Source organism: Myroides guanonis (assembly GCF_900114085.1).
GTDB classification, from domain to species: domain Bacteria; phylum Bacteroidota; class Bacteroidia; order Flavobacteriales; family Flavobacteriaceae; genus Flavobacterium; species Flavobacterium guanonis.
On sequence record NZ_FORU01000008.1, the window covers coordinates 31,543 to 51,178 of the forward strand.

Genomic DNA, 19,636 nt, shown 5'->3' on the forward strand with positions numbered 1-19,636 from the left:
ATACAAAAGGATTGATTACTTACCATTTCTTCCAAACTCATTTGGATATAATTCCACAACACTATCACTTTGCCAAAACTCATTAGTGTCCACGTCCATTACAGAAACCTTTCCATAAAAAGCAGCCCCCGTATCAATGTTCCATACATTTGCAGCCTTCGTTGGAATTGTAAAACCACAATACGTTACAGGAGTGTGTCCTATAAAAATTTCATTGTAATTTTTAAGCCTTTTGGGATACATAGAATCTTCTACCGACAAATTTGGGTTAATAGCTAAGGCCATCTCCCATAAAGTACGGTCCCACGTTAAATACTCTTTATAAAATTCCGCTTCAACCCCCCTTTGATTGGTAAACCCACCATGAACAAACAATCTATTTTTGTTATCTATATAATAATACAACAAATCTTCTAGAAACGAACAATGTTCTGCTTTCTCTTCAATGGAAATAGCTTCATATGATTTTACTGTAGCAGATCCCCCATGAGAAAGCCATTGTATATTTTCATTGTGACCATGCATCCAATCAATCGTTAATGATTCGTGATTTCCTCGTAAAAATACACACTCTTGTTTCCTGTTTAATTCCATTAACAACCGAACTACCTCCACAGACCCACTCCAACCATCAACATAATCCCCTAAGAATATTAACTTGTCCTCCTCTGTGATTTTTGCACGTTCTAAAACCTGTACAAGAGCTTTATAAGCTCCGTGTATATCTCCAATAACTAGTGTTCTACTCAATGCTTTCATTTTCATATTTCAATTTGCGCAAGATACGTATAACCTCTTTATAGGAACGATATACCTTAGGGTTTTCTAATTTCTTTATCAAAGAATCTAGTTGTAATAGCTTTTGTTTCGCATCGTCAAAACCATTCAAATAACAAATCATCAACATATGAGGTAAACGCGACAATTTATTTAAATCAACTTCATTCAAAAACATATTTTTCTGAAGTTTAGACAATAGCTTTAGATTATTGTTGTAGATATATCTTAACATATTATAATTATACTGAGGAGGTTCAAAAAGAACTCTACTCTTCATATCATAGAAGCCATTATCATGAAATCTAATAACGACCTCTTCAAAGGCATAGAAACTAGTTCTGTCGTTTAATCCCAGTTTGACATATTCTGTAACTATAAATGAATCTTCCGTATAAGATATGGTTACTGCATCTAAAGCAGAATAGAACAGTCGAACTTGCTCATTAATTAATTCAATATCAACACGTGAATAAAAACTCCGCCCTCTAATTTTATTCTTATTTCCTGCCCAACAAACAATAAAATTTTCTTTAAACACCTGATATTTAGGATTAATATCTTTATGTGTTTCGGTCATAAAACTCAAGACGCTCTCAAGAATAGTATTTAAATTATTCTTAGACATATTTTCGATAGATTCAACAAGTGCTTTATTATTATTCAGTCCATTTTGAACAATACTAGGTTGTGAATTACTTCCCATTCGATAGAATGCTGTATGCTTATCAATGTTGAGAAAAGTTTTCTTGAAACGGGAAACTCCTTTTTTACCTCTAATAGTAACCAGTCCCACCACCTTTCCAATAGGAAGACTGGGAAACAAAACATTCTCGTAAACAATTTGCGGAGGATTGTCAAGATAAGCGTCTACCAGATTTTGAATTTTACTATCATCAAAAAAATCCACACCCCTAATTTGGTTATCTTCGTCTTCAATACCGATAATTAAATAGGAGTTATTATCAGGGTTGCTATTAGACAACGCACATATATGTTTTATAAACTTTGCTTTACCCGCTTTAGTCTCTAAATTAAGTTGTCTTTTCTTGTCATAAAAACTATTTTCATCGTAATAAGAAAGTAAGTTTTTAATAAGTAATCTCTTGTTAACCACAACAATTAGCTTTTAGTTCTTAAAAATATAAAAAGATACTCACAAATGAGGCCCAATGAGACAAATTGATTCTTACATTTAACCTTATGTTAACAACTAGATTGCAAATAATTTTTGAATTTGCATCATCTAATAAAACAACATACTATTTTACGAACAATAATTATGGAAACGACCGATACAAGCTACGATATACGCGCATTAAACGAAAAAATTGAAAGAGAGAGCGCCTTTATCGATTTACTAACACTTGAAATGAACAAAGCAATTGTGGGGCAAAAACACATGATTGATCGTTTATTAATAGGATTACTAGGTCAAGGACACATATTGCTTGAAGGAGTACCTGGTCTAGCAAAAACCTTAGCTATTAACACGCTTGCCAAAGCAGTTCACGGTAGCTTCAGCAGGGTTCAGTTTACACCTGATTTATTACCTGCGGATGTTGTTGGAACCATGATTTACAACGTAAAGGAAAATGATTTCTCTATTCGTAAGGGACCTGTTTTTGCAAACTTTATATTAGCTGATGAGATAAACCGTGCTCCAGCAAAAGTGCAATCGGCATTATTAGAAGCAATGCAGGAAAGACAAGTAACGATCAGCGATGAAACTTACCCTCTTCCAAAACCGTTCTTAGTAATGGCAACTCAAAATCCAGTTGAACAAGAAGGTACTTATCCTTTACCTGAAGCTCAAATGGACCGTTTCATGCTTAAAACAGTGATAGACTATCCAAAACTGGAAGAAGAAAGAATGGTTATTCGTCAAAATCTAGCTGGTGTAAAAAACACTATAAATGCTGTCGTATCTCTAGAACAAATAGAGAGAGCACAAGCTGCCGTTAGAGAAGTTTATATGGACGAAAAAATCGAGAAATATATCCTAGATATTATTTTCGCTACAAGATACCCTGAACAATTCAAATTAGAAAGATTAAAACCTCTTATAAGTTTTGGTGCTTCACCTCGTGGAAGTATTAACTTAGCCATAGCTGCAAAATGTTACGCATTTATTCGCAGAAGAGGTTATGTAATCCCAGAAGACGTAAGAGCAATTGTTATAGACGTATTACGTCACAGAATTGGTGTTACGTATGAAGCTGAAGCTGAAAACATTACTTCCGTTGATATCATAAATCAAATCGTTAATGAGATTGAAGTGCCTTAATAAGTACTTCTAATATTATAGAAACCTATTTGTGATTCAAAACAAATAGGTTTTTGAGGTTATAGTAATTTTGAAAAGTTAAGAAATGGACATCCAAGACATCTTAAAAAAGGTCAAAAAAATAGAGATTAAAACAAGACGCTTAAGCGACCATATATTCTCTGGAGAATATCAGACATCGTTTAAAGGTCGAGGTATGTCATTTGCTGAAGTGAGACCTTATCAATTTGGAGATGATGTTCGTTCAATTGACTGGAATGTTACTGCAAGATATAATGAAACACACATCAAGGTTTTCGAGGAAGAAAGAGAACTTACACTAATGTTGATGGTTGATATAAGCGGTTCTCAAGAATTTGGTTCAGGGAATGATTTCAAACAAGATATTGTTACTGAAATAGCAGCAACCTTAGCATTTTCAGCTACTCAAAATAATGACAAGGTTGGATTAATCTTGTTTTCAGATCAAATAGAACTATTTATAGCACCCAAAAAAGGAAGAAGTCATGTGTTGCGAATCATTCGAGAACTAATAGACTTTAAACCCAAAAGTAAAAAAACAGACTTAACTCAAGCCTTAGAATATCTTTCCAAGGTAATAAAGAAAAAAGCTATTGTGTTTGTACTCTCAGACTTTATGAGTGCTCCCTATGAACAAACTTTAAAAATCGCATCTAAACGTCATGATATAACAGGTATTAGAATTTACGATAAAAGAGAAAAAGAAATACCTAATGTTGGACTTATAACAGTTGTCGATGCTGAAACAGAACAAGAAATGATTGTAAATACAGCGGACCCTTCTGTTAGAACACAATTTATGGCAAGGTTTATAGAAGCAGAACATCATTTTTTAAAAATGTTCCAAAAGTGTGGAGCAGGAACTATAAATATTAATCTTGAAGAAAGTTATGTCAAAAAACTACTAGCTTATTTCAAAGCTAAATAGCAAATGATGATTGATACCATGAGAAAGCATTTTATTCACATACTATTTTCTATATTTTTAATTTCAAATATAGCTACAGCACAGAATCCTTTAGAAACAACTGTAGATACTACCTCTATTAAAATTGGAGATACTTTTTTACTAACCTTAAAAGCGAAAGTTCAGAAAGGTTCTACAATTCAATTTCCCGAATCTGATAAGTTAGGAGATTTTGAAGTAATAGAAAGCTCCGCTATTGATACTATCCTATCTGAAACGAATCAAGAATTAATCAAAAAATATAGTTTAACTCAATTCGATTCAGGAAGTTACAGACTACCTCAACTACCTGTTATAATTGACAATAAAATCTTTAAAACACAAGGTATTGATATCTCCGTTTTAAATGTCGCTGTTGACACGTTAAAACAACCTATGTATGAAATAAAATCAGTAGCGAAAGACTCTAGTAGCAACTATGATTGGATTTACATACTTATTTCCGTCTTGGTTATTATTATAGGGATAGTACTTTACTACTATATTAAGAAGAGACAAGAATCCAATTTAAGTGAGGATGATTACTATAAATCACCTTACGAGAAAGCTATTAAAAAACTTAAGAAATTAGAAGAAAAGAAAAACTGGACTAGAGGTGATGCAAAACCTTATTATTCCGATATGACCTTCATTGCTAGGAGTTTCATAGAAGATACTTTTAACATATCTGCTCATGAGTTAACTACTCAGGAAATAGTTGCAATTTTACGTCAAACCTTGGCAAACAAAAAAGTAAAAATCAATAAATCAGTAATTGAAGAATTTAGAAAAGTTCTTCAAACAGCCGATTTGGTGAAATTTGCAAAATCGCAACCACAAGAATTTGAAATAACAGCCGATACTTCTAAAATAGAGAAAATTATCGATTCTATAAATACCGCTTATCCAATTTCAATAGAAAGTCAATCAGAAAAAATAAGATTGAGAGAAGAGCGCAAGAAGAAAAGAATTCGTTTCAGAAGACTTGTGCCTATATCTATTACAGGTTTTTTACTTTTAATAATAGGTACTATATATTTCCTTACTAATATTCAAGACAATACGTTATTTAAATCTTTTAGTTTCAATAGTACTAAACGTTTATTGAATAGAGAGTGGATTACAAGCACATACGGTTCTCCTGGAATTACAGTTAGCACACCTAAAGTTCTTTCTAGATATAATGACCCGACAGTTCAACAAACATTACCGACTGGGGTAACGAATGTACAACAGTTTTTAACTGGTGATATAAATGACCCACTTCACGTATTGTTAAACAATATTACAATGGAAAAAGAAGATACTTTTGACAAAAAGCTAATTATTTCTCACTCTATAAACATAATAACTCAACAGTTCAAAGCAAGCAATGTCAAATTTGATGAAAGTGATTTTGAAAACAGCAATGGAATTTCTGGAACAAAAGTAACTGGGAGTTATACAATTATACATCCCGCAACAAACAAAGAAGCGCAAATAACCTTCGAGATTGTTTTCTTAATCAATGGAACTAATGTAGATGAAGTTTGTGTGTTCTATTCGGAAAACGACGCAATCGGTCCAGAAGTAGCACAGAAAGTATTTGAGTCAATCATATATAAATCAGAAGAATAAATGAAAGGTATAACATTTTTAAATCCCGAATTCTTTTGGTTATTTCTTTTGCTTCCAATAGTAGTTTACATCTGGTTTCGCAATAAGACTAAACAGAAAGCAACTCTAAAACTTAGCAGTAATAAGAGTTTTGAAAATTCAACATCAATCTTAGTTACTCTAATGCCAATAACTTTAATCCTAAGAGTATTAGGTTTAAGTGCATTAATTGTAGCGATAGCTAGACCTCAAACCATTGATGTAGACCAACGCATACATTCTACACACGGAATAGATATCGTTATGGCAATGGATATTTCTGGAAGTATGTTAGCACGTGATTTAAAACCAAATCGTATTGAAGCACTTAAATTAGTCGCTTCCGACTTCATAACACAACGTGTAAATGACCGCATTGGTTTGGTAATATATGCAGCAGAAAGTTACACCAAGACACCTGTAACAAGCGATAAGGTGCTATTACTTAATGCCATGAAAAGCATAGAGTACAACAATGACTTAAGAGATGGAACTGCAATTGGGCTTGGCTTGGGGACTGCTATTAATAGACTAAAAGATAGTCCAGCTAAAAGTAAAGTAATTATTCTACTAACAGATGGTGTTAATAATGCAGGAGTAATCGACCCAAAGATGGGAGCTCAAATTGCTAAAGAATATGGAATAAAGGTATACACCATTGGGATAGGTTCTAACGGATTGGCAGAATCTCCATATGCCATGACCCCGTCTGGAGAAATACTATTTCGCATGGAAAAAGTAGAAATCGACGAGGCACTGTTACAAGAAATTGCAACAGAAACCGAAGGAAAGTATTTTAGAGCAACAGACACAGAGAGTTTAAAAAACATCTATGAAGAAATTAACCAACTCGAAAAAACGAAAATCGACGAACAGAAATTTGTAAGTAGAAACGAAAAATTTCACTTGATAGCATTGATAGGTTTCATCATACTATGTTTAGAATTTATTTTACAAAAAACCTTGTTTAGAGGATTTATATAAGGATATTATGTGGGAATTTGATGATAAAAAATATTTCTTTCTTTTAATAATAGTTGTTCTATTAGCCCTGTTGCTTGTAGGATATCTACTTTGGCAAAAAAGAGTACAAAAACAATTCGCTAGTGCGAAAGCCCTAGATGTTTTGGCTCCTAACCGATCAAAGAATAAACCTATTATTAAGGCTTGCATTTATCTGTTTGCATTGGCATTAATCACAATTGCTTTGGTTAACCCAAAAATTGGTACACGAATTGAAACTGTCAAAAGACAAGGAATCGATATTGTATTCATTCTTGACGTATCCAAAAGTATGTTAGCAGAAGATATGGCTCCAAATCGTCTTGCAAAAACAAAACAATTAGTAACACAGATTATCAATAATTTAGGTTCAGACCGTATAGGAATAGTTGGATATGCTGCAACAGCATTCCCAATGTTACCCATAACAACTGATTATTATGCTGCTAAGATGTATTTGCAAAGCATGAATACAGATATGGTATCTTCACAAGGAACTGATTTCGAAGATGCAATTAGAGTAGCGAGCAATTACTTTGACAACCCACAGACTAGCAAGTTAATGATACTAATCTCTGATGGTGAAGACCACGGAGAAGATATGAGTAATGCAGTGTCTATAGCTAAAGAAAAGGGAATTAAGATTATTTCAATTGGAGTGGGAACGGAAAAAGGCGGTCCAATTCCAATTAAAAGTCCTAAAGGTCTAGAATATAAAAAAGACTGGGATGGAAACACTGTAATAACTAAAATGAATCCTGAAACTCTAAACTATATTGCTACAGAAACAGGTGGGAAATATTACTATGGAGAAAACACTCAAGAAGTAGTTACATGGATAAAAAACGATTTAGAACAAATTGAGAAAACAGATTTTGAGTCACAGCAAATAGCTGAATTTCAATCACAATTTCAATGGTTTCTAATTCTTGCATTCTTATTACTCTTTATAGATGCCTTTATATTAGAGCGCAAAACAAAATGGATGCAAAAACTCAATCTATTTAACGAGAAAGACAAATAGTAGATAGAACGTATAATGACACTTGAACTATGAAAAACTTACTATATATACTTATAACTTTACTGACTATAACTCACAATTATGCACAGTCAGCCCAAAGTGCTATGCGATTAGGTAACAAGAGCTATGAAGACAAAAATTACATTCAAGCAGAAGCTAACTATCGAATTGCACAATCTAAAAGCACTAAAAGTAATATTTCTGAATACAATCTCGGAAATTCACTTTATAAACAAAACTTATCAAGCGAGGCAATAGCTACTTATAAGCGAACAATAGAAAATGCTGAAAGCAAAAGCGAGAAACATCAAGCATATCACAATCTTGGAAATGCCTATCTGAAAGAAAAAAAATATAAACAGGCAGAAGAAGCTTACAAAAACGCATTGCGAAACAATCCTAAAGACGATGAAACTCGATATAATTATGCATTAGCTAAAAAGTTAAACGAGGAAAATCCTGACCAAAATCAGGACAACAAGGATAATCAAGACAACAAGGATAATCAAGACGATCAAAACAAGCAAGATCAACAGAACAAAGACAACAATAAAGATCAAGACAAGTCCGATGACAAAAAAGAGAATCAGGACAAAAAGAATCAAGATGATAAGTCTGATGACAAAAATCAAAAAGACGATAAAAAAGACGATTCTAAGTCTAAACAAGATGAACAGCAATCCAAGCAGCAACAAGCTAATAAGGATCAAATGCAACGTATGCTTGATGCCATTAATCAAGAAGAGCGCAATGTTCAGCAACGTCTATTAAACAAAGATAAAAAAGACGAAGGTAAAGAAGCAACTGGTAGTGGAGCACCTAAAAAAGATTGGTAATTAAAATGAAAACACATTTAAAGATTCTTGTTCTATTAATTTTTACTTTCACTCAAGGAATGCTTGCGCAAGTCCAATTTGAATCAAGTGTTAGTAGAAATGAAGTTCCACTAAACGAAAATGTTCGTGTTGACTTCACCATGAACAGTGAAGGTGACAATTTTAAAGCTCCAACATTTGAAGGTTTCAAAGTTGTTGGAGGTCCAAATCAATCTGTTAGTTACGCTTGGACTAATGGTAAAAAATCATTTAGTAAAACATATTCTTTCTTTCTAGCACCTACTCGAAAAGGTACTCTTACCATCGGTAGCGCAAGTATACAAGTTGAAGATCAAACATACAATACAAAACCCATATCGGTAACAATTGTAGATGCTGTAAAAAGAGAAGATCCAAGAACCAGACTAAACCATTCACAAGAACAGGTTTTAAACGGTATTCACCTAGTTGCCGAAATTTCAAATACAACTCCATATCAAAATGAACCTATAACTATATTTTATAAAGTATATGTTGAAAGAGGGTCGAACCTGACAAATTGGAATGGAACCTCAATCCCAAAATACAATAAGTTCTGGGTTAATTCTATTGAAATTAAAGAACTAAAAGTAGAATCAGGCACTTACAATGGTAAAGAAGCCCAGTTCATTACATTTAAGAAAGATATACTAATGCCTCTAGAGGTAGGAAATATTGAATTGGAACCACTGGTCTTAGACATTCAAGCCGAAGTACCTACAGGTCGTCGTGATTTCTTTGGTTTTCCAGAAATGGGATACATAACCAAAACGTATACAACTGGTAAGAGAACCGTTAAAGTAAAACCACTACCTGAAGAAGGAAAACCAGATAATTTCTCAGGTGCTGTCGGTACCTTTGATTTTAAAGTTACCCCTTCCGGAGATACTAGTGCAAATGCCTTAGAGTCCTTGAACTTCAAAGTAGAAGTTAAAGGCCAAGGAAATATGAATCTATTTAGTTTGCCTAAATTGATAGCATCCGATAAGTTAGAAGTCTTTGACCCAGAGTACTCCGAAACAGTAAAAGCAGGAAATAACGGACTACAAGGATCAAAAACGGATAGTTACACAATAATACCGCAATACAAAGGAGAATATTATATTGACCCTATTAGCTTTAATTATTTTGATATAAAAAGTAAGTCCTATAAAACTATTTCCACAGATAGTATTAGAATAAATGTTATTAATGGTCCTGATTTACCTACTCAAGAAGAGACTATTAAAGAATCACAAAACAGCAATACAGAAGTATTTCAATCTTTGAAAACAAATCTAAATGCTAAGAAAAAAGACACTCAAAATTATTGGAATTCTACACTATTCTACATACTAACAAGCATTCCTTTCTTGTTAATGCCTTTTGCCGTAGTACTTATAAACTCGAAAAGAAGAAAGAATTCCGATTTTGAAGGATTGCGATTAAAGCACAATAATAGATTAGCAAAAAAATATTTAAGTGAGGCAAAGAAAAATATTCGCAATAAAGAATTGTTTTATGATGCGTTAGAGCGATGCTTACACAATTTCTTAAAAGCAAAATTGAATATAGAAACTTCTGAAATGAGCAATGACAATATCAAAGAACTGCTTACAGAAAATCATATATCCGAAGATTTAACGAATGATTATCTTCAATTAAAGAATGCTTGTGAATATGCGAGATATACTCCAACAGCCCAAGCAAATATGAATAACGATTATAACAATGCTATCGAAATCATAGCTCAATTAGAAAAACAATTCAAGTAAGTCGAATATGAATAAATTTATCTTCATACTAGTCCTGTTTACTTCCACCATTTGGGCGAAAGAAGTTGACTCTGCAGAAAAATTCAAAAAAGCAAATACTTTATATGAGCAAAAGCAATACAGCGAAGCTCTTAAAGAGTATGAATCTTTAGAACGAGAAGGAGTTCAATCCGATAATCTATATTATAATATGGGTAATACTTATTATAAACTACATGAAGTCGGTTCTGCAATCTATTATTATGAGAAAGCTCTATTAATAAATCCGGAATTAAAAGAAGCAAGTGTAAACTTAAAATTCGCTCAAAAATCATTAGAAGGAAAAATAACTAAAATTCAAAAATTAGAATCAAAAGACATTATATACCAATCTTTTAATTTTCTTTCTTTTAATCAGTGGGCAAAAGTCGCTACAATATTTGCTTTTCTATCCTTAGCTCTTTTCATATTGTATTATTTAAGTACTCAAAGCCTACTAAAACGTATTAGTTTTGCAAGTATTTTTGTTTGTGTCGCAGCAATGTTAATTAGTTCGTATGCTGCCTACTCTACCAAAGATTATGAAGACACTTACAATCCAGCTATCGTACTAGAAGACAATGCTGTTTTCAAAGATGAAGCAAAGAACAGTGCAAAAACAATAATGGAGCTAAAAGAAGGGACAAAAGTGTACATACTAGAAGAGAAGGCTTTATGGTTTAAAGTGAAATTAGAAAACCAAGAAATAGGATGGCTATTAAAAACGAGTCTGCGTCCCCTTAAATAGATTTCACTTCTTTAATATCCTTAATTACCTCCACACTTTTATCAAAGAGTGTGTCGACCAAATGAAATAAACTAGGAAATACTTCTTCTGCAATAAAGGAGTAGAAAACATAGAATTTAGATGATTGCAGACTTTCTGCGGCAACTATAACATGATTTACATTCACCTTTTCGAATAGTGCAAGTAGTAGACAACTAAAAAGCAGCACCCTCAATACTTCAAAAACACCTCCGAAAAATCGGTTAAAAAGACCAAGATACATCGCATTAAAAATTTCGGTAACCATCTTGGCAATGAAATGTACAATAAAGATAGCCAAACCAAAAGTCACAACGAACGCTAGTACTGACATAAAAGTTGAGTCCCAAGAGAATTTGAGATACAAATACGATTTTATAACATTGGAAAACTTTAGTGCGGCAATTATACCAATCAAAAAGGACAGAAAGGCAGCAACGGAAACAAAGAAACCTTCCTTAACTCCTTTATAAAACCCATATATAACAAAAAGCAGAACCGCAATATCTAAAATCATAGCAGAGATAAGTATCAAAATGCTAAGATAAATATTTAGCGTGGAACTCTGTTTTAAAGGAAGTAGTATCTTTGTACTTTATATAACAAAATTATGGCAAGAGACGAACAACTCAAAATAAGATGGGAACAACTCATCGAAAAGATATCTACAAAATTTGGTGATGGAGAAAGATTAGACTTAGAAGCAGTCATTTATTTGATTGGAATACAAGAAATAGGTAACTCCAAGAAGAAATACAAGAAAGATGACAAGATAAACCTTATGCATATTGCTATTTGTAGACTATTGGAACCTTATGGATATTATGAATTCGACCACTTCGATGAAGATGGTTGGCCACACTACAACGTTTTGGAGCAACTTCCAGCATTAAAAGCAGGAGAGCAATCGGTATTGATGAAAGAAGCCATCGTTCAGTATTTTATTGAAAGCCAATTTATCTCCTAAAACCAACACTTCACGTTAATTTTAAACTCTAAAATTTCGTGACTCGTTTAAAAACTGTAAATTTGTCCATTACTTGTACTGAAAATGATTGATAAGATAAAAGAATACATCGGTGAAGCGCAACATTTTACTACCGATAATAAAGAAGCATTAGAGTCTTTTAGAATTAAATTTCTATCGAAAAAAGGAATTTTAAACGATTTATTTGCAGTTTTTAAAACTGTTCCAAATGACCAAAAGAAAGAATTTGGACAGACGATTAATTTACTGAAAAATACGGTTGAAGAAAAAGTAAAAACTATTCTGGAATCTTTAGAATCTAAAGATGTTCAAGGATTGTATGGTGACTTAACTAGACCTGGATATCCTTTTGAAATAGGTGCAAGACATCCTATTTCTCTTGTAAAAAACGAGGTGATAAGCATTTTCTCTAACATTGGATTCAACGTTTCAGAAGGTCCTGAAATTGAAGATGATTGGCATAACTTTGAAGCTTTGAACTTTCCAGAATACCATCCTGCTAGAGATATGCAAGATACATTCTTCGTTCAAACAAATCCAGAACATCTTTTGCGTACACATACATCATCTGTACAAGTGAGATATATGGAGAACAACAAACCTCCTTTAAGAACCATCTCTCCAGGACGTGTATTTAGAAATGAAGCGATATCCTCTCGTTCACACTGTATTTTCCATCAAGTAGAAGGTTTATATATTGACAAAGACGTATCGTTTGCAGATCTTAAACAAACATTGCTTTACTTTACAAAAGAGATGTTTGGAAAGTCTAAAATACGTTTACGCCCTTCCTATTTCCCATTTACAGAGCCAAGTGCAGAAGTAGATATTTATTGGGGACTTAAAACTGAAACTGACTATAGAATTACTAAAGGTACAGGTTGGTTAGAGATTATGGGGTGCGGAATGGTAGACCCAAATGTTTTAACAAACTGTGGTATAGACCCGAATGAATATAACGGTTTTGCTTTTGGAATGGGAATTGAACGTATGGCAATGTTATTATATCAAATCAGCGATATCCGAATGTTCTACGAGAATGATGTACGTTTCTTAGAACAGTTTAAATCAAATTTTTAAACATATTACACATATATAGAAAGAGAGAACACTGATAACAGTGTTCTCTCTTTTCATTTTTACATAGCCCTTACATATTCTTTTTAAAACCAATCATAATACCATCCTTTTGGAAAGCACTTCCGCTATAAGAACGAACATAATCAACTCTAAAGAATCGGAATTTCCCAAAACCTACATTAGAAAAACCTGCCGTAAATTCCATATAAGGTTTATAATCAGATACCGTTGCATTGTGATACCCCAATACTGTATTCCAACCTGTCTTGTTTAACAATGGAATCTTATTGATTAAAAAACCCTTAAAATCATACTCCAAATGAGTTTCTATGTATGATTTATTAGTACTAAGAGTATAGTAAGGCAATAAATTAAAAGATTTCAAAAATGTATCTCCAATAGTTAAGTGTGTTTCATTTCCAGAGAAATGCTTTCTATCAACAAATGAGATATCACTTTCATTAAAATAATGTCCCATACCTAATGAATACGAAAACTCTCCCTTGTTACTAACTTCAACTGATTGATTAATTTGAGCAGAGATTAAATCATAGTTTAGATTACTTTCACTTCCACCAAACCCCTTCTCATAATAAATATGCACCTTAGGATAACTAGGATTACTTATATAGGTTTTACCCTCAGGATAAGTAATATATTTCTGACCAAATGAAAAGCCTGCTCCTAATTTGAACTTATACAAATGATGATTATCTATTGCAGCAGATTCAAAATCATTAAGATCTTGAGGGTTATTAGATGTATAAGCCCTATTCCCAGAATACAAAGAAGCATTCGTATTATTAAACAATGGTTTTCTTTGCTCATACCCCAAAGCAGTACTAATTTGTATTGTCTCTTCTAGAAAACGACCACTATATCCTGCATACACTTCTTCATTGTTATAATACTTAGCAAAATTCTTTCTAGCTAATAAAGAAAAGGCAGCATTTATATATTCATTTATATTTGACTCATGAAACTGCTTGATCTGAGTTCCTCCTTTTAGATATATAGAAGATTTGTGTACATCACCAAACCTATGAGAAGCATATCCATAAGCTCTGAATCTCTCAGAAGAAACTCCATAATTAACATCCGCTTTCAAACTGGTATAAGAACCTTTCTCCTTATTTCTAAAACTAGCACCGACTCCTGTTCCTAAAGAAAGCCCCTGAACTGTATTAAAACCGATCTTTTCAACATCTATTAATCCATCAAAAGTAAATGTAGCCTTTCTGTCTGGAGCTGTGTAGCGGTAACCAAATAAAGGGTCATCTAGTTTAAATGCATTATTTTTTCTGCGGATACTGTCTAAATATTGAGGTGATTGTCTTATTTCCTTAATACTATCTTTAAGCTGATAATCGCGAACCTCCTCATCGGTTAGCGCAAACATTCTATTTGATTCCCAGAAATCATCTTCTTTCTTATGTACATCTTTACTATATGATAGAATCTCCTTTCCAAAAGTTTGGTTAGTAAATTGAGGCATGAAATCATAATTGTTGAAAACGCTTAAAAATATCCCCTGCACTCTAATTCCGAAAATCCCAAAAGTCATATCAATATTCTGAGAACGTTTTACCCAAGTTTGAATCTCCTTTTCATAGAAAAAGTTCTGATTAATAGCTATTTCCTCAATGATAGGCTCCTGAAGACTTATACCACTAACCGCTAAATCCATTCCGTAAATAGCTCCACTATCATCAACAATATATAAGTCACCATAGAAAACAGGTTGTGTTTTCACCTTTGGAATTACTTTTATCTTATTAATAACTCTTCCCTCATCTTTAAAAGTAGCCTCTAAATTAAACTTGTAATAAGAAAATGCCTGATTGGCAATAGGAGAAATAAGTTTAGTACCAATATCTGCAATATCAATATGATTTTCGTAAAAATCATAGAATGACTCATCGGCAGTGTTAAAGCTATAACCATTATCACTTCCACTCACCTTAGATGCAACAATATGCTCCTTAAGTTTATTCGGATTTTTAAACTTTAATTCAGACACCGTCTCTGATAAATACATAATTCCCTTTCCTAAAGAATCTACACCTGTGTCTTTTAAATCAGCATCATTAACTTTAATCTTATTCATCAACGCTTTCGGAACCTTTAGAGACTTAACCATTCCCTTTGAATAGAAATCAACCTCAAACTCAGACAAGCCTTTAGTGTTTATCTCTTTGTTTTTAATCGCTCTTCGAATGATTTCATCAGCAGGATTATCACCAACCCGAATTACGATATCCTCCAACATAAACTCCTCCTCTACCAAAACGATATCTTTTGTAATGACATCACCTTGATAGACTATCTGCGAACGCACGGTTTTATAACCTAAAAACTGATATAACACCGTATATGATCCGTTATTCCGAATAGTTAACTCGTACTGTCCATTTTCATTACTGATAGTTCCATTTTGAGTATTTTCAAGTAATACAGTTGCAAAACTTACTGGATTTCCCTGTTCATCTCTTACAGTTCCCTTAATCTGTCCCAAGGATGTAAAACCCATCAAAAGACCAAATATCAATAGCAGTTGTCTCATTATAATTACGTTTAATAGTAGTTAGTATGAAGTATTAGACAACAAAAAGAGATAATTGTTACATTTATAAATTATTGATTAGCAATCCTAACCGATAAACAATGAGATTAAATAGAATACATAATCTAGAAGAGCCAATAACAGTCGTATCATAATAATTAAATAAGTTGATGATTGCGTATTGCTTTTTCTAATTCAGAATTTAGAACCGGTCGAATTACCGTACGCGTAATAATAAACAACAGTACAAATAGTGTTAAGAATCCACTCGCAAGCACCATCCTTAGTGGAGACAGTGACTCATCAAGACGAAGTCCTAAAATACTATTTGAAATATTAAATACATTTATAAAAATAACTCCAAATGGTATTGCATAAAATTGATTGGCAACACTGTCAATCAACCACTTTTTACCAGCATTTTTCTGTCTTCTCTTAATAACAATCATCTTACGAAAACCATCAACAAGGGTATAGACAAACAAACCATAAAAAACAATTCCATAACCTATTGAAGCATATTCTTTAAAAGTCGTTCCAAAAGCAAATAACAATAAAAATATAGCGACGGTTACAACAATCTTTGGAATTGAAAAGAAGTCTTTTAACGCTTGAAACGTAATTTTATAATAATAGTTATGCAATTCGGCCTGCTTCTTCTCTATCATACCTACAAATCCAAATATTCCAAATTTCTTATACTCTTTTTGCAAAGCCTCGTCAAAGGAAAGTTCAGGGTGAGCTCTCCACTGTTCTTCTATTCCATTTGCTAAATGATCTACCAATTCTAACTCCACATCGTAATATTCTACAAAACGCCTTTTAGTAAATGAGTGAAGCTCTTTTATTTGTTCTTCAGTAACTTTCTTCATAACTAAGACAATTTCAGATTCATGATTTGTTGCATATTGCGTACGAAACTCTCTAACTCCTCTAATTTGTTATTCGTTTCTTTAACGCCAGATTCTGTAAGTTTATAATACTTTCGAACCCTACCCTCAACACGCTCCATTTCCACATCCAAAAAACCCTCTGATTCCATTTTATGTAAAGCAGGATATAGTGCTCCTTCCGTTAAATTCATCTCTCCCTCCGTAATTTCTTTAACCTTTTGAGTTATTTCATAACCATACATTCTACCATGATTCTCTAACAACTTCATAATGATGGTATTCAAACTTCCTTTATACAATTGTTGCTGCTTTTTCATACTTAACTTTCTTAGGTATAACAAATATAAAACTTTTCTAATACCTACAACTCATAGGTATACTTTTCTTCTATTAAAAATCATTTGCATTTCGTATTTTTGTTAACTATTAAAAATGTTAGATAATGTCCAAATTCAATATACTAACTGTCAAAGAAGTTCGAAATGAAACTCCTAATGCAGTATCCATTTTATTCGACATACCGCAACATCTACAAGAGGACTATACTTTTGTAGCGGGTCAATATGTAAATATTAAATACCAATACGAAGGCAAAGAAATACGTAGAGCATATTCAATATGTTCTTCTCCTAATAGTGGTGAATTAAGAGTTGCTGTAAAGAAAGTTCCAAATGGGGCTTTTTCGGAATTTGCAAATACATCTTTAAAAGTAGGTGACACTCTAGAAGTACAAACTCCTGAAGGTAGATTCATTTTAGAACCTAATGTAAAAGCAGCTAATAATTATGCAGCATTTGTGGCAGGAAGTGGAATCACTCCTGTTATGTCAATCTTAAAAACTGTTTTAGAACAAGAACCAAATAGTACTTTTGTATTAGTTTATGGAAATAGGACAGTTGAAGAGACAATCTTCCACAAGGAAATACATGATTTACAACAGAAATACATCAATCGTCTTTTCGTACATTTTGTGTATTCACAAGCAAAAGAAGAAGAATCTGTATTTGGGCGTATAGAAAAATCAACTGTAAACTTTGTACTTAACAACAAGCACAAAGAAAAAAGTTTTGAACGTTACTTCCTATGCGGTCCTGAGAACATGATTGACACAGTGGGTGAAATTCTTAAAGAACGTAACGTAAAAGAAAAACAAATTTCCTTTGAAATCTTTACCCCTAATAATGATGGAAATAAAGAGATCGAAGCAGAAGGAACTTCAAAAATAACAGTAACAGTGGACGATGATGAAACATCTTTCACTATGTCTAAGAAAATTATTTTATTAGACGCTGTATTAAAAGAAGGGATAGACGCTCCATACTCTTGTCAAGGAGGTATTTGTAGTTCTTGTATGTGCAGAATCACCAAAGGTTCAGCAGAAATGAAGAAAAACTCTATTTTAACAGATGATGAAATAGCAGAAGGTTTAATTCTTTCTTGTCAAGCAATTGTAACCTCTGACGAATTACACATTACTTACGACGACGTATAACAGTGTAATAAGGTTCCAACTAATTTAAATTAGGAGCCATTAAAACTTAATAAGAAAATAGTTTGTTATAAAAGAACCCTCTCTCTATAACGTGAAGTTATAGAGAGAGGGTTCTTTCTGTTATAAGTTTATCGGCTCTAAACAACTAAACTATTTAGTTTCTCAGCTACCTTTTCAAAATGGAAACTTTCATAAACCTCGTCAAAAGCTTTCTTAATTTCACCATTCATTAAGTTTCCAATACTTCCCTGATGTGTATGTTGTATATCTTTAGAAGGTTCATACTTTCCATTTTCAATAGAAAACCCAATCTCTTTATATGCTTCTCTAAAAGGAACACCGTCCAAAACCATCTTGTTCACTACCTCAACGCTAAACAAATAATCATATTTCGGGTCTGACATAATATCCTTGTTAATTTGAATCTCGTTAAGCATTAAAACCAAAGCATCCATACATTCTTTTAGAGAAGTAAAAGCAGGAAACAAATTCTCTTTTAACAACTGCAAATCCCTATGATATCCTGATGGTAAATTAGTTGTAACTAATGCTATCTCATTTGGCAAAGCTAAAATCTTATTACAACGAGAACGGATCAACTCCAATACATCCGGGTTTTTTTTATGAGGCATAATGCTTGACCCTGTAGTTAAATAATCTGGAAAACTAATAAAACCATAATTCTGACTCATATATAAACAAGCATCCATAGCAAATTTAGAAAGCGTGGCTGCAATAGAACTCAGTCCCTGTGCAATAATACGTTCTGTTTTACCTCTTCCCATTTGTGCATACACTACATTCACATTCATAGAGTTAAACCCTAACAACTCAGTAGTTAGCTGTCTATTTAGAGGAAAAGAAGAACCATAACCCGCCGCAGACCCTAAAGGATTCTTATTACTTACCTTCCATGCCGCTAACATCATTTCTAAATCATCCACTAAACTTTCAGCATATGCGCCAAACCACAATCCAAATGAAGAAGGCATCGCAACTTGAAAATGTGTATAACCAGGAAGTAACACTTCTTTATGCTGTTCACTAAGCTGTTGTAATCTTTGAAACAATATTTTGCTTTTAGAAACTATCTCTTCTATTTCATAACGGAAATAAAGCTTTAAATCCACAAGAACTTGGTCGTTCCTAGAACGTCCAGCATGGATTTTCTTTCCTGCATCTCCAATTTTTTGTGTAAGCAAAAGCTCTACTTGTGAATGTACATCTTCTACTCCTTCTTCAATCACAAAATCACCATTAGCTATATTCTTAAATATAGCTTTTAACTCATCCTGAATACTAATCAATTCCTTCTTATTCAGTAACCCAATTTGCTTTAGCATACGAGTATGAGCCAACGACCCCAATACATCAAAAGAAGCCAATTTCAAGTCCAAAACCCTGTCTTGACCTACAGTAAAATCCTCAACCCAAGAATGAGCAACACTACCCTTTTGCCATAACTTACTTGCATTTGCTTGATTTGTGCTATTCATACCTCCTGTTGATTTATCCTTTATAGTTGTAAACGATTGC

General features: G+C 33.0%; 18 protein-coding genes. 11 read left to right on the plus strand and 7 right to left on the minus strand.

All coding sequences use genetic code 11. The features are described 5' to 3' along the window. Positions 1-15: 15 nt before the first annotated feature. The gene (locus BM024_RS07990; protein ID WP_090679227.1) at positions 16-750 is read right to left on the minus strand and encodes a metallophosphoesterase family protein; all 735 of its coding nucleotides are present in this window, start codon (positions 748-750) and stop codon (positions 16-18) included. Beyond that, positions 743-1,894 (minus strand): ATP-binding protein, encoded by a 1,152-nt coding sequence (locus BM024_RS07995; RefSeq protein ID WP_090679047.1) that lies wholly within the window; start codon positions 1,892-1,894, stop codon positions 743-745. Before BM024_RS07995 ends, BM024_RS07990 begins: the two co-directional genes overlap by 8 nt. A gap of 165 nt (positions 1,895-2,059) precedes the next feature. Between BM024_RS07995 and BM024_RS08000 the strand changes: the two genes are divergently transcribed. From BM024_RS08000 to BM024_RS08035, 8 genes are all read left to right on the plus strand, one after another. Further along, positions 2,060-3,064 carry an AAA family ATPase gene (locus tag BM024_RS08000; RefSeq protein ID WP_090679049.1) on the plus strand — a complete coding sequence of 335 codons (1,005 nt, stop codon included), beginning with the start codon at positions 2,060-2,062 and terminating at the stop codon, positions 3,062-3,064. An 85-nt stretch (positions 3,065-3,149) separates the two neighbouring features. Next, positions 3,150-4,013 carry a DUF58 domain-containing protein gene (locus BM024_RS08005; RefSeq protein WP_090679051.1) on the plus strand — a complete coding sequence of 288 codons (864 nt, stop codon included), beginning with the start codon at positions 3,150-3,152 and terminating at the stop codon, positions 4,011-4,013. A 3-nt stretch (positions 4,014-4,016) separates the two neighbouring features. Next, the gene (locus BM024_RS08010) at positions 4,017-5,648 is read left to right on the plus strand and encodes a BatD family protein (RefSeq protein WP_245753876.1); all 1,632 of its coding nucleotides are present in this window, start codon (positions 4,017-4,019) and stop codon (positions 5,646-5,648) included. Then, positions 5,649-6,650 carry a vWA domain-containing protein gene (locus BM024_RS08015; protein WP_090679054.1) on the plus strand — a complete coding sequence of 334 codons (1,002 nt, stop codon included), beginning with the start codon at positions 5,649-5,651 and terminating at the stop codon, positions 6,648-6,650. Between the two features lie 7 nt (positions 6,651-6,657). Continuing rightward, the gene (locus BM024_RS08020) at positions 6,658-7,692 is read left to right on the plus strand and encodes a VWA domain-containing protein (RefSeq protein ID WP_090679057.1); all 1,035 of its coding nucleotides are present in this window, start codon (positions 6,658-6,660) and stop codon (positions 7,690-7,692) included. Positions 7,693-7,721: 29 nt separating this feature from the next. Further along, positions 7,722-8,528, plus strand: coding sequence for a tetratricopeptide repeat protein (locus tag BM024_RS08025; protein ID WP_090679059.1), 807 nt, complete (start codon positions 7,722-7,724; stop codon positions 8,526-8,528). Between the two features lie 5 nt (positions 8,529-8,533). Beyond that, a complete protein-coding gene (locus BM024_RS08030; RefSeq protein ID WP_090679061.1) occupies positions 8,534-10,300 on the plus strand; it encodes a BatD family protein in 1,767 nt (588 codons plus the stop codon). A 7-nt stretch (positions 10,301-10,307) separates the two neighbouring features. Then, positions 10,308-11,066: a tetratricopeptide repeat protein gene (locus tag BM024_RS08035; protein ID WP_090679063.1), complete on the plus strand. Its 759-nt coding sequence runs from the start codon at positions 10,308-10,310 to the stop codon at positions 11,064-11,066. On the opposite strand, the gene BM024_RS08040 is transcribed toward BM024_RS08035, so the two are convergent. Further along, positions 11,059-11,601: a CvpA family protein gene (locus BM024_RS08040; protein WP_090679065.1), complete on the minus strand. Its 543-nt coding sequence runs from the start codon at positions 11,599-11,601 to the stop codon at positions 11,059-11,061. The two genes, BM024_RS08035 and BM024_RS08040, sit on opposite strands and share 8 nt — an antisense overlap. A gap of 93 nt (positions 11,602-11,694) precedes the next feature. Between BM024_RS08040 and BM024_RS08045 the strand changes: the two genes are divergently transcribed. Both BM024_RS08045 and pheS read left to right on the plus strand, forming a co-directional pair. Beyond that, on the plus strand, positions 11,695-12,051 hold the full coding sequence (locus BM024_RS08045) for a hypothetical protein (RefSeq protein ID WP_090679067.1): 357 nt from the start codon (positions 11,695-11,697) through the stop codon (positions 12,049-12,051). A gap of 84 nt (positions 12,052-12,135) precedes the next feature. Next, complete coding sequence (pheS, locus tag BM024_RS08050) at positions 12,136-13,152, plus strand: phenylalanine--tRNA ligase subunit alpha (RefSeq protein WP_090679068.1); 1,017 nt, start codon at positions 12,136-12,138, stop codon at positions 13,150-13,152. A gap of 70 nt (positions 13,153-13,222) precedes the next feature. Here pheS and BM024_RS08055 read toward each other — a convergent pair whose 3' ends face one another. The 3 genes from BM024_RS08055 to BM024_RS08065 all read right to left on the minus strand — a co-directional run bounded on the left by BM024_RS08055 (position 13,223) and on the right by BM024_RS08065 (position 16,925). Further along, positions 13,223-15,715, minus strand: a complete 2,493-nt coding sequence (locus BM024_RS08055) for a DUF5686 and carboxypeptidase regulatory-like domain-containing protein (protein ID WP_090679070.1) — start codon at positions 15,713-15,715, stop codon at positions 13,223-13,225. 158 nt (positions 15,716-15,873) lie between these two features. Then, on the minus strand, positions 15,874-16,587 hold the full coding sequence (locus BM024_RS08060; protein ID WP_090679074.1) for a hypothetical protein: 714 nt from the start codon (positions 16,585-16,587) through the stop codon (positions 15,874-15,876). A 2-nt stretch (positions 16,588-16,589) separates the two neighbouring features. Then, complete coding sequence (locus tag BM024_RS08065) at positions 16,590-16,925, minus strand: PadR family transcriptional regulator (protein ID WP_090679077.1); 336 nt, start codon at positions 16,923-16,925, stop codon at positions 16,590-16,592. A gap of 125 nt (positions 16,926-17,050) precedes the next feature. On the opposite strand from BM024_RS08065, the gene BM024_RS08070 reads away from it, so the two are divergent. Continuing rightward, the gene (locus BM024_RS08070; RefSeq protein ID WP_090679079.1) at positions 17,051-18,100 is read left to right on the plus strand and encodes a ferredoxin--NADP reductase; all 1,050 of its coding nucleotides are present in this window, start codon (positions 17,051-17,053) and stop codon (positions 18,098-18,100) included. A gap of 137 nt (positions 18,101-18,237) precedes the next feature. Here BM024_RS08070 and argH read toward each other — a convergent pair whose 3' ends face one another. Beyond that, on the minus strand, positions 18,238-19,596 hold the full coding sequence (gene argH / locus BM024_RS08075) for an argininosuccinate lyase (protein WP_090679230.1): 1,359 nt from the start codon (positions 19,594-19,596) through the stop codon (positions 18,238-18,240). Positions 19,597-19,636 lie beyond the last annotated feature (40 nt).

What these genes read in the sequence shown, in the direction of transcription:
- BM024_RS08000 (WP_090679049.1), top strand. Translation starts at nt 2,060, where the DNA reads ATGGAAACGACCGATACAAGCTACGATATACGCGCATTAAACGAAAAA.
- BM024_RS08005 (WP_090679051.1), top strand. Translation starts at nt 3,150, where the DNA reads ATGGACATCCAAGACATCTTAAAAAAGGTCAAAAAAATAGAGATTAAA.
- BM024_RS08010 (WP_245753876.1), top strand. Translation starts at nt 4,017, where the DNA reads ATGATGATTGATACCATGAGAAAGCATTTTATTCACATACTATTTTCT.
- BM024_RS08015 (WP_090679054.1), top strand. Translation starts at nt 5,649, where the DNA reads ATGAAAGGTATAACATTTTTAAATCCCGAATTCTTTTGGTTATTTCTT.
- BM024_RS08020 (WP_090679057.1), top strand. Translation starts at nt 6,658, where the DNA reads ATGTGGGAATTTGATGATAAAAAATATTTCTTTCTTTTAATAATAGTT.
- BM024_RS08025 (WP_090679059.1), top strand. Translation starts at nt 7,722, where the DNA reads ATGAAAAACTTACTATATATACTTATAACTTTACTGACTATAACTCAC.
- BM024_RS08030 (WP_090679061.1), top strand. Translation starts at nt 8,534, where the DNA reads ATGAAAACACATTTAAAGATTCTTGTTCTATTAATTTTTACTTTCACT.
- BM024_RS08035 (WP_090679063.1), top strand. Translation starts at nt 10,308, where the DNA reads ATGAATAAATTTATCTTCATACTAGTCCTGTTTACTTCCACCATTTGG.
- BM024_RS08040 (WP_090679065.1), bottom strand. Translation starts at nt 11,601, where the DNA reads ATGATTTTAGATATTGCGGTTCTGCTTTTTGTTATATATGGGTTTTAT.
- BM024_RS08045 (WP_090679067.1), top strand. Translation starts at nt 11,695, where the DNA reads ATGGCAAGAGACGAACAACTCAAAATAAGATGGGAACAACTCATCGAA.
- pheS (WP_090679068.1), top strand. Translation starts at nt 12,136, where the DNA reads ATGATTGATAAGATAAAAGAATACATCGGTGAAGCGCAACATTTTACT.
- BM024_RS08055 (WP_090679070.1), bottom strand. Translation starts at nt 15,715, where the DNA reads ATGAGACAACTGCTATTGATATTTGGTCTTTTGATGGGTTTTACATCC.
- BM024_RS08060 (WP_090679074.1), bottom strand. Translation starts at nt 16,587, where the DNA reads ATGAAGAAAGTTACTGAAGAACAAATAAAAGAGCTTCACTCATTTACT.
- BM024_RS08065 (WP_090679077.1), bottom strand. Translation starts at nt 16,925, where the DNA reads ATGAAAAAGCAGCAACAATTGTATAAAGGAAGTTTGAATACCATCATT.
- BM024_RS08070 (WP_090679079.1), top strand. Translation starts at nt 17,051, where the DNA reads ATGTCCAAATTCAATATACTAACTGTCAAAGAAGTTCGAAATGAAACT.
- argH (WP_090679230.1), bottom strand. Translation starts at nt 19,596, where the DNA reads ATGAATAGCACAAATCAAGCAAATGCAAGTAAGTTATGGCAAAAGGGT.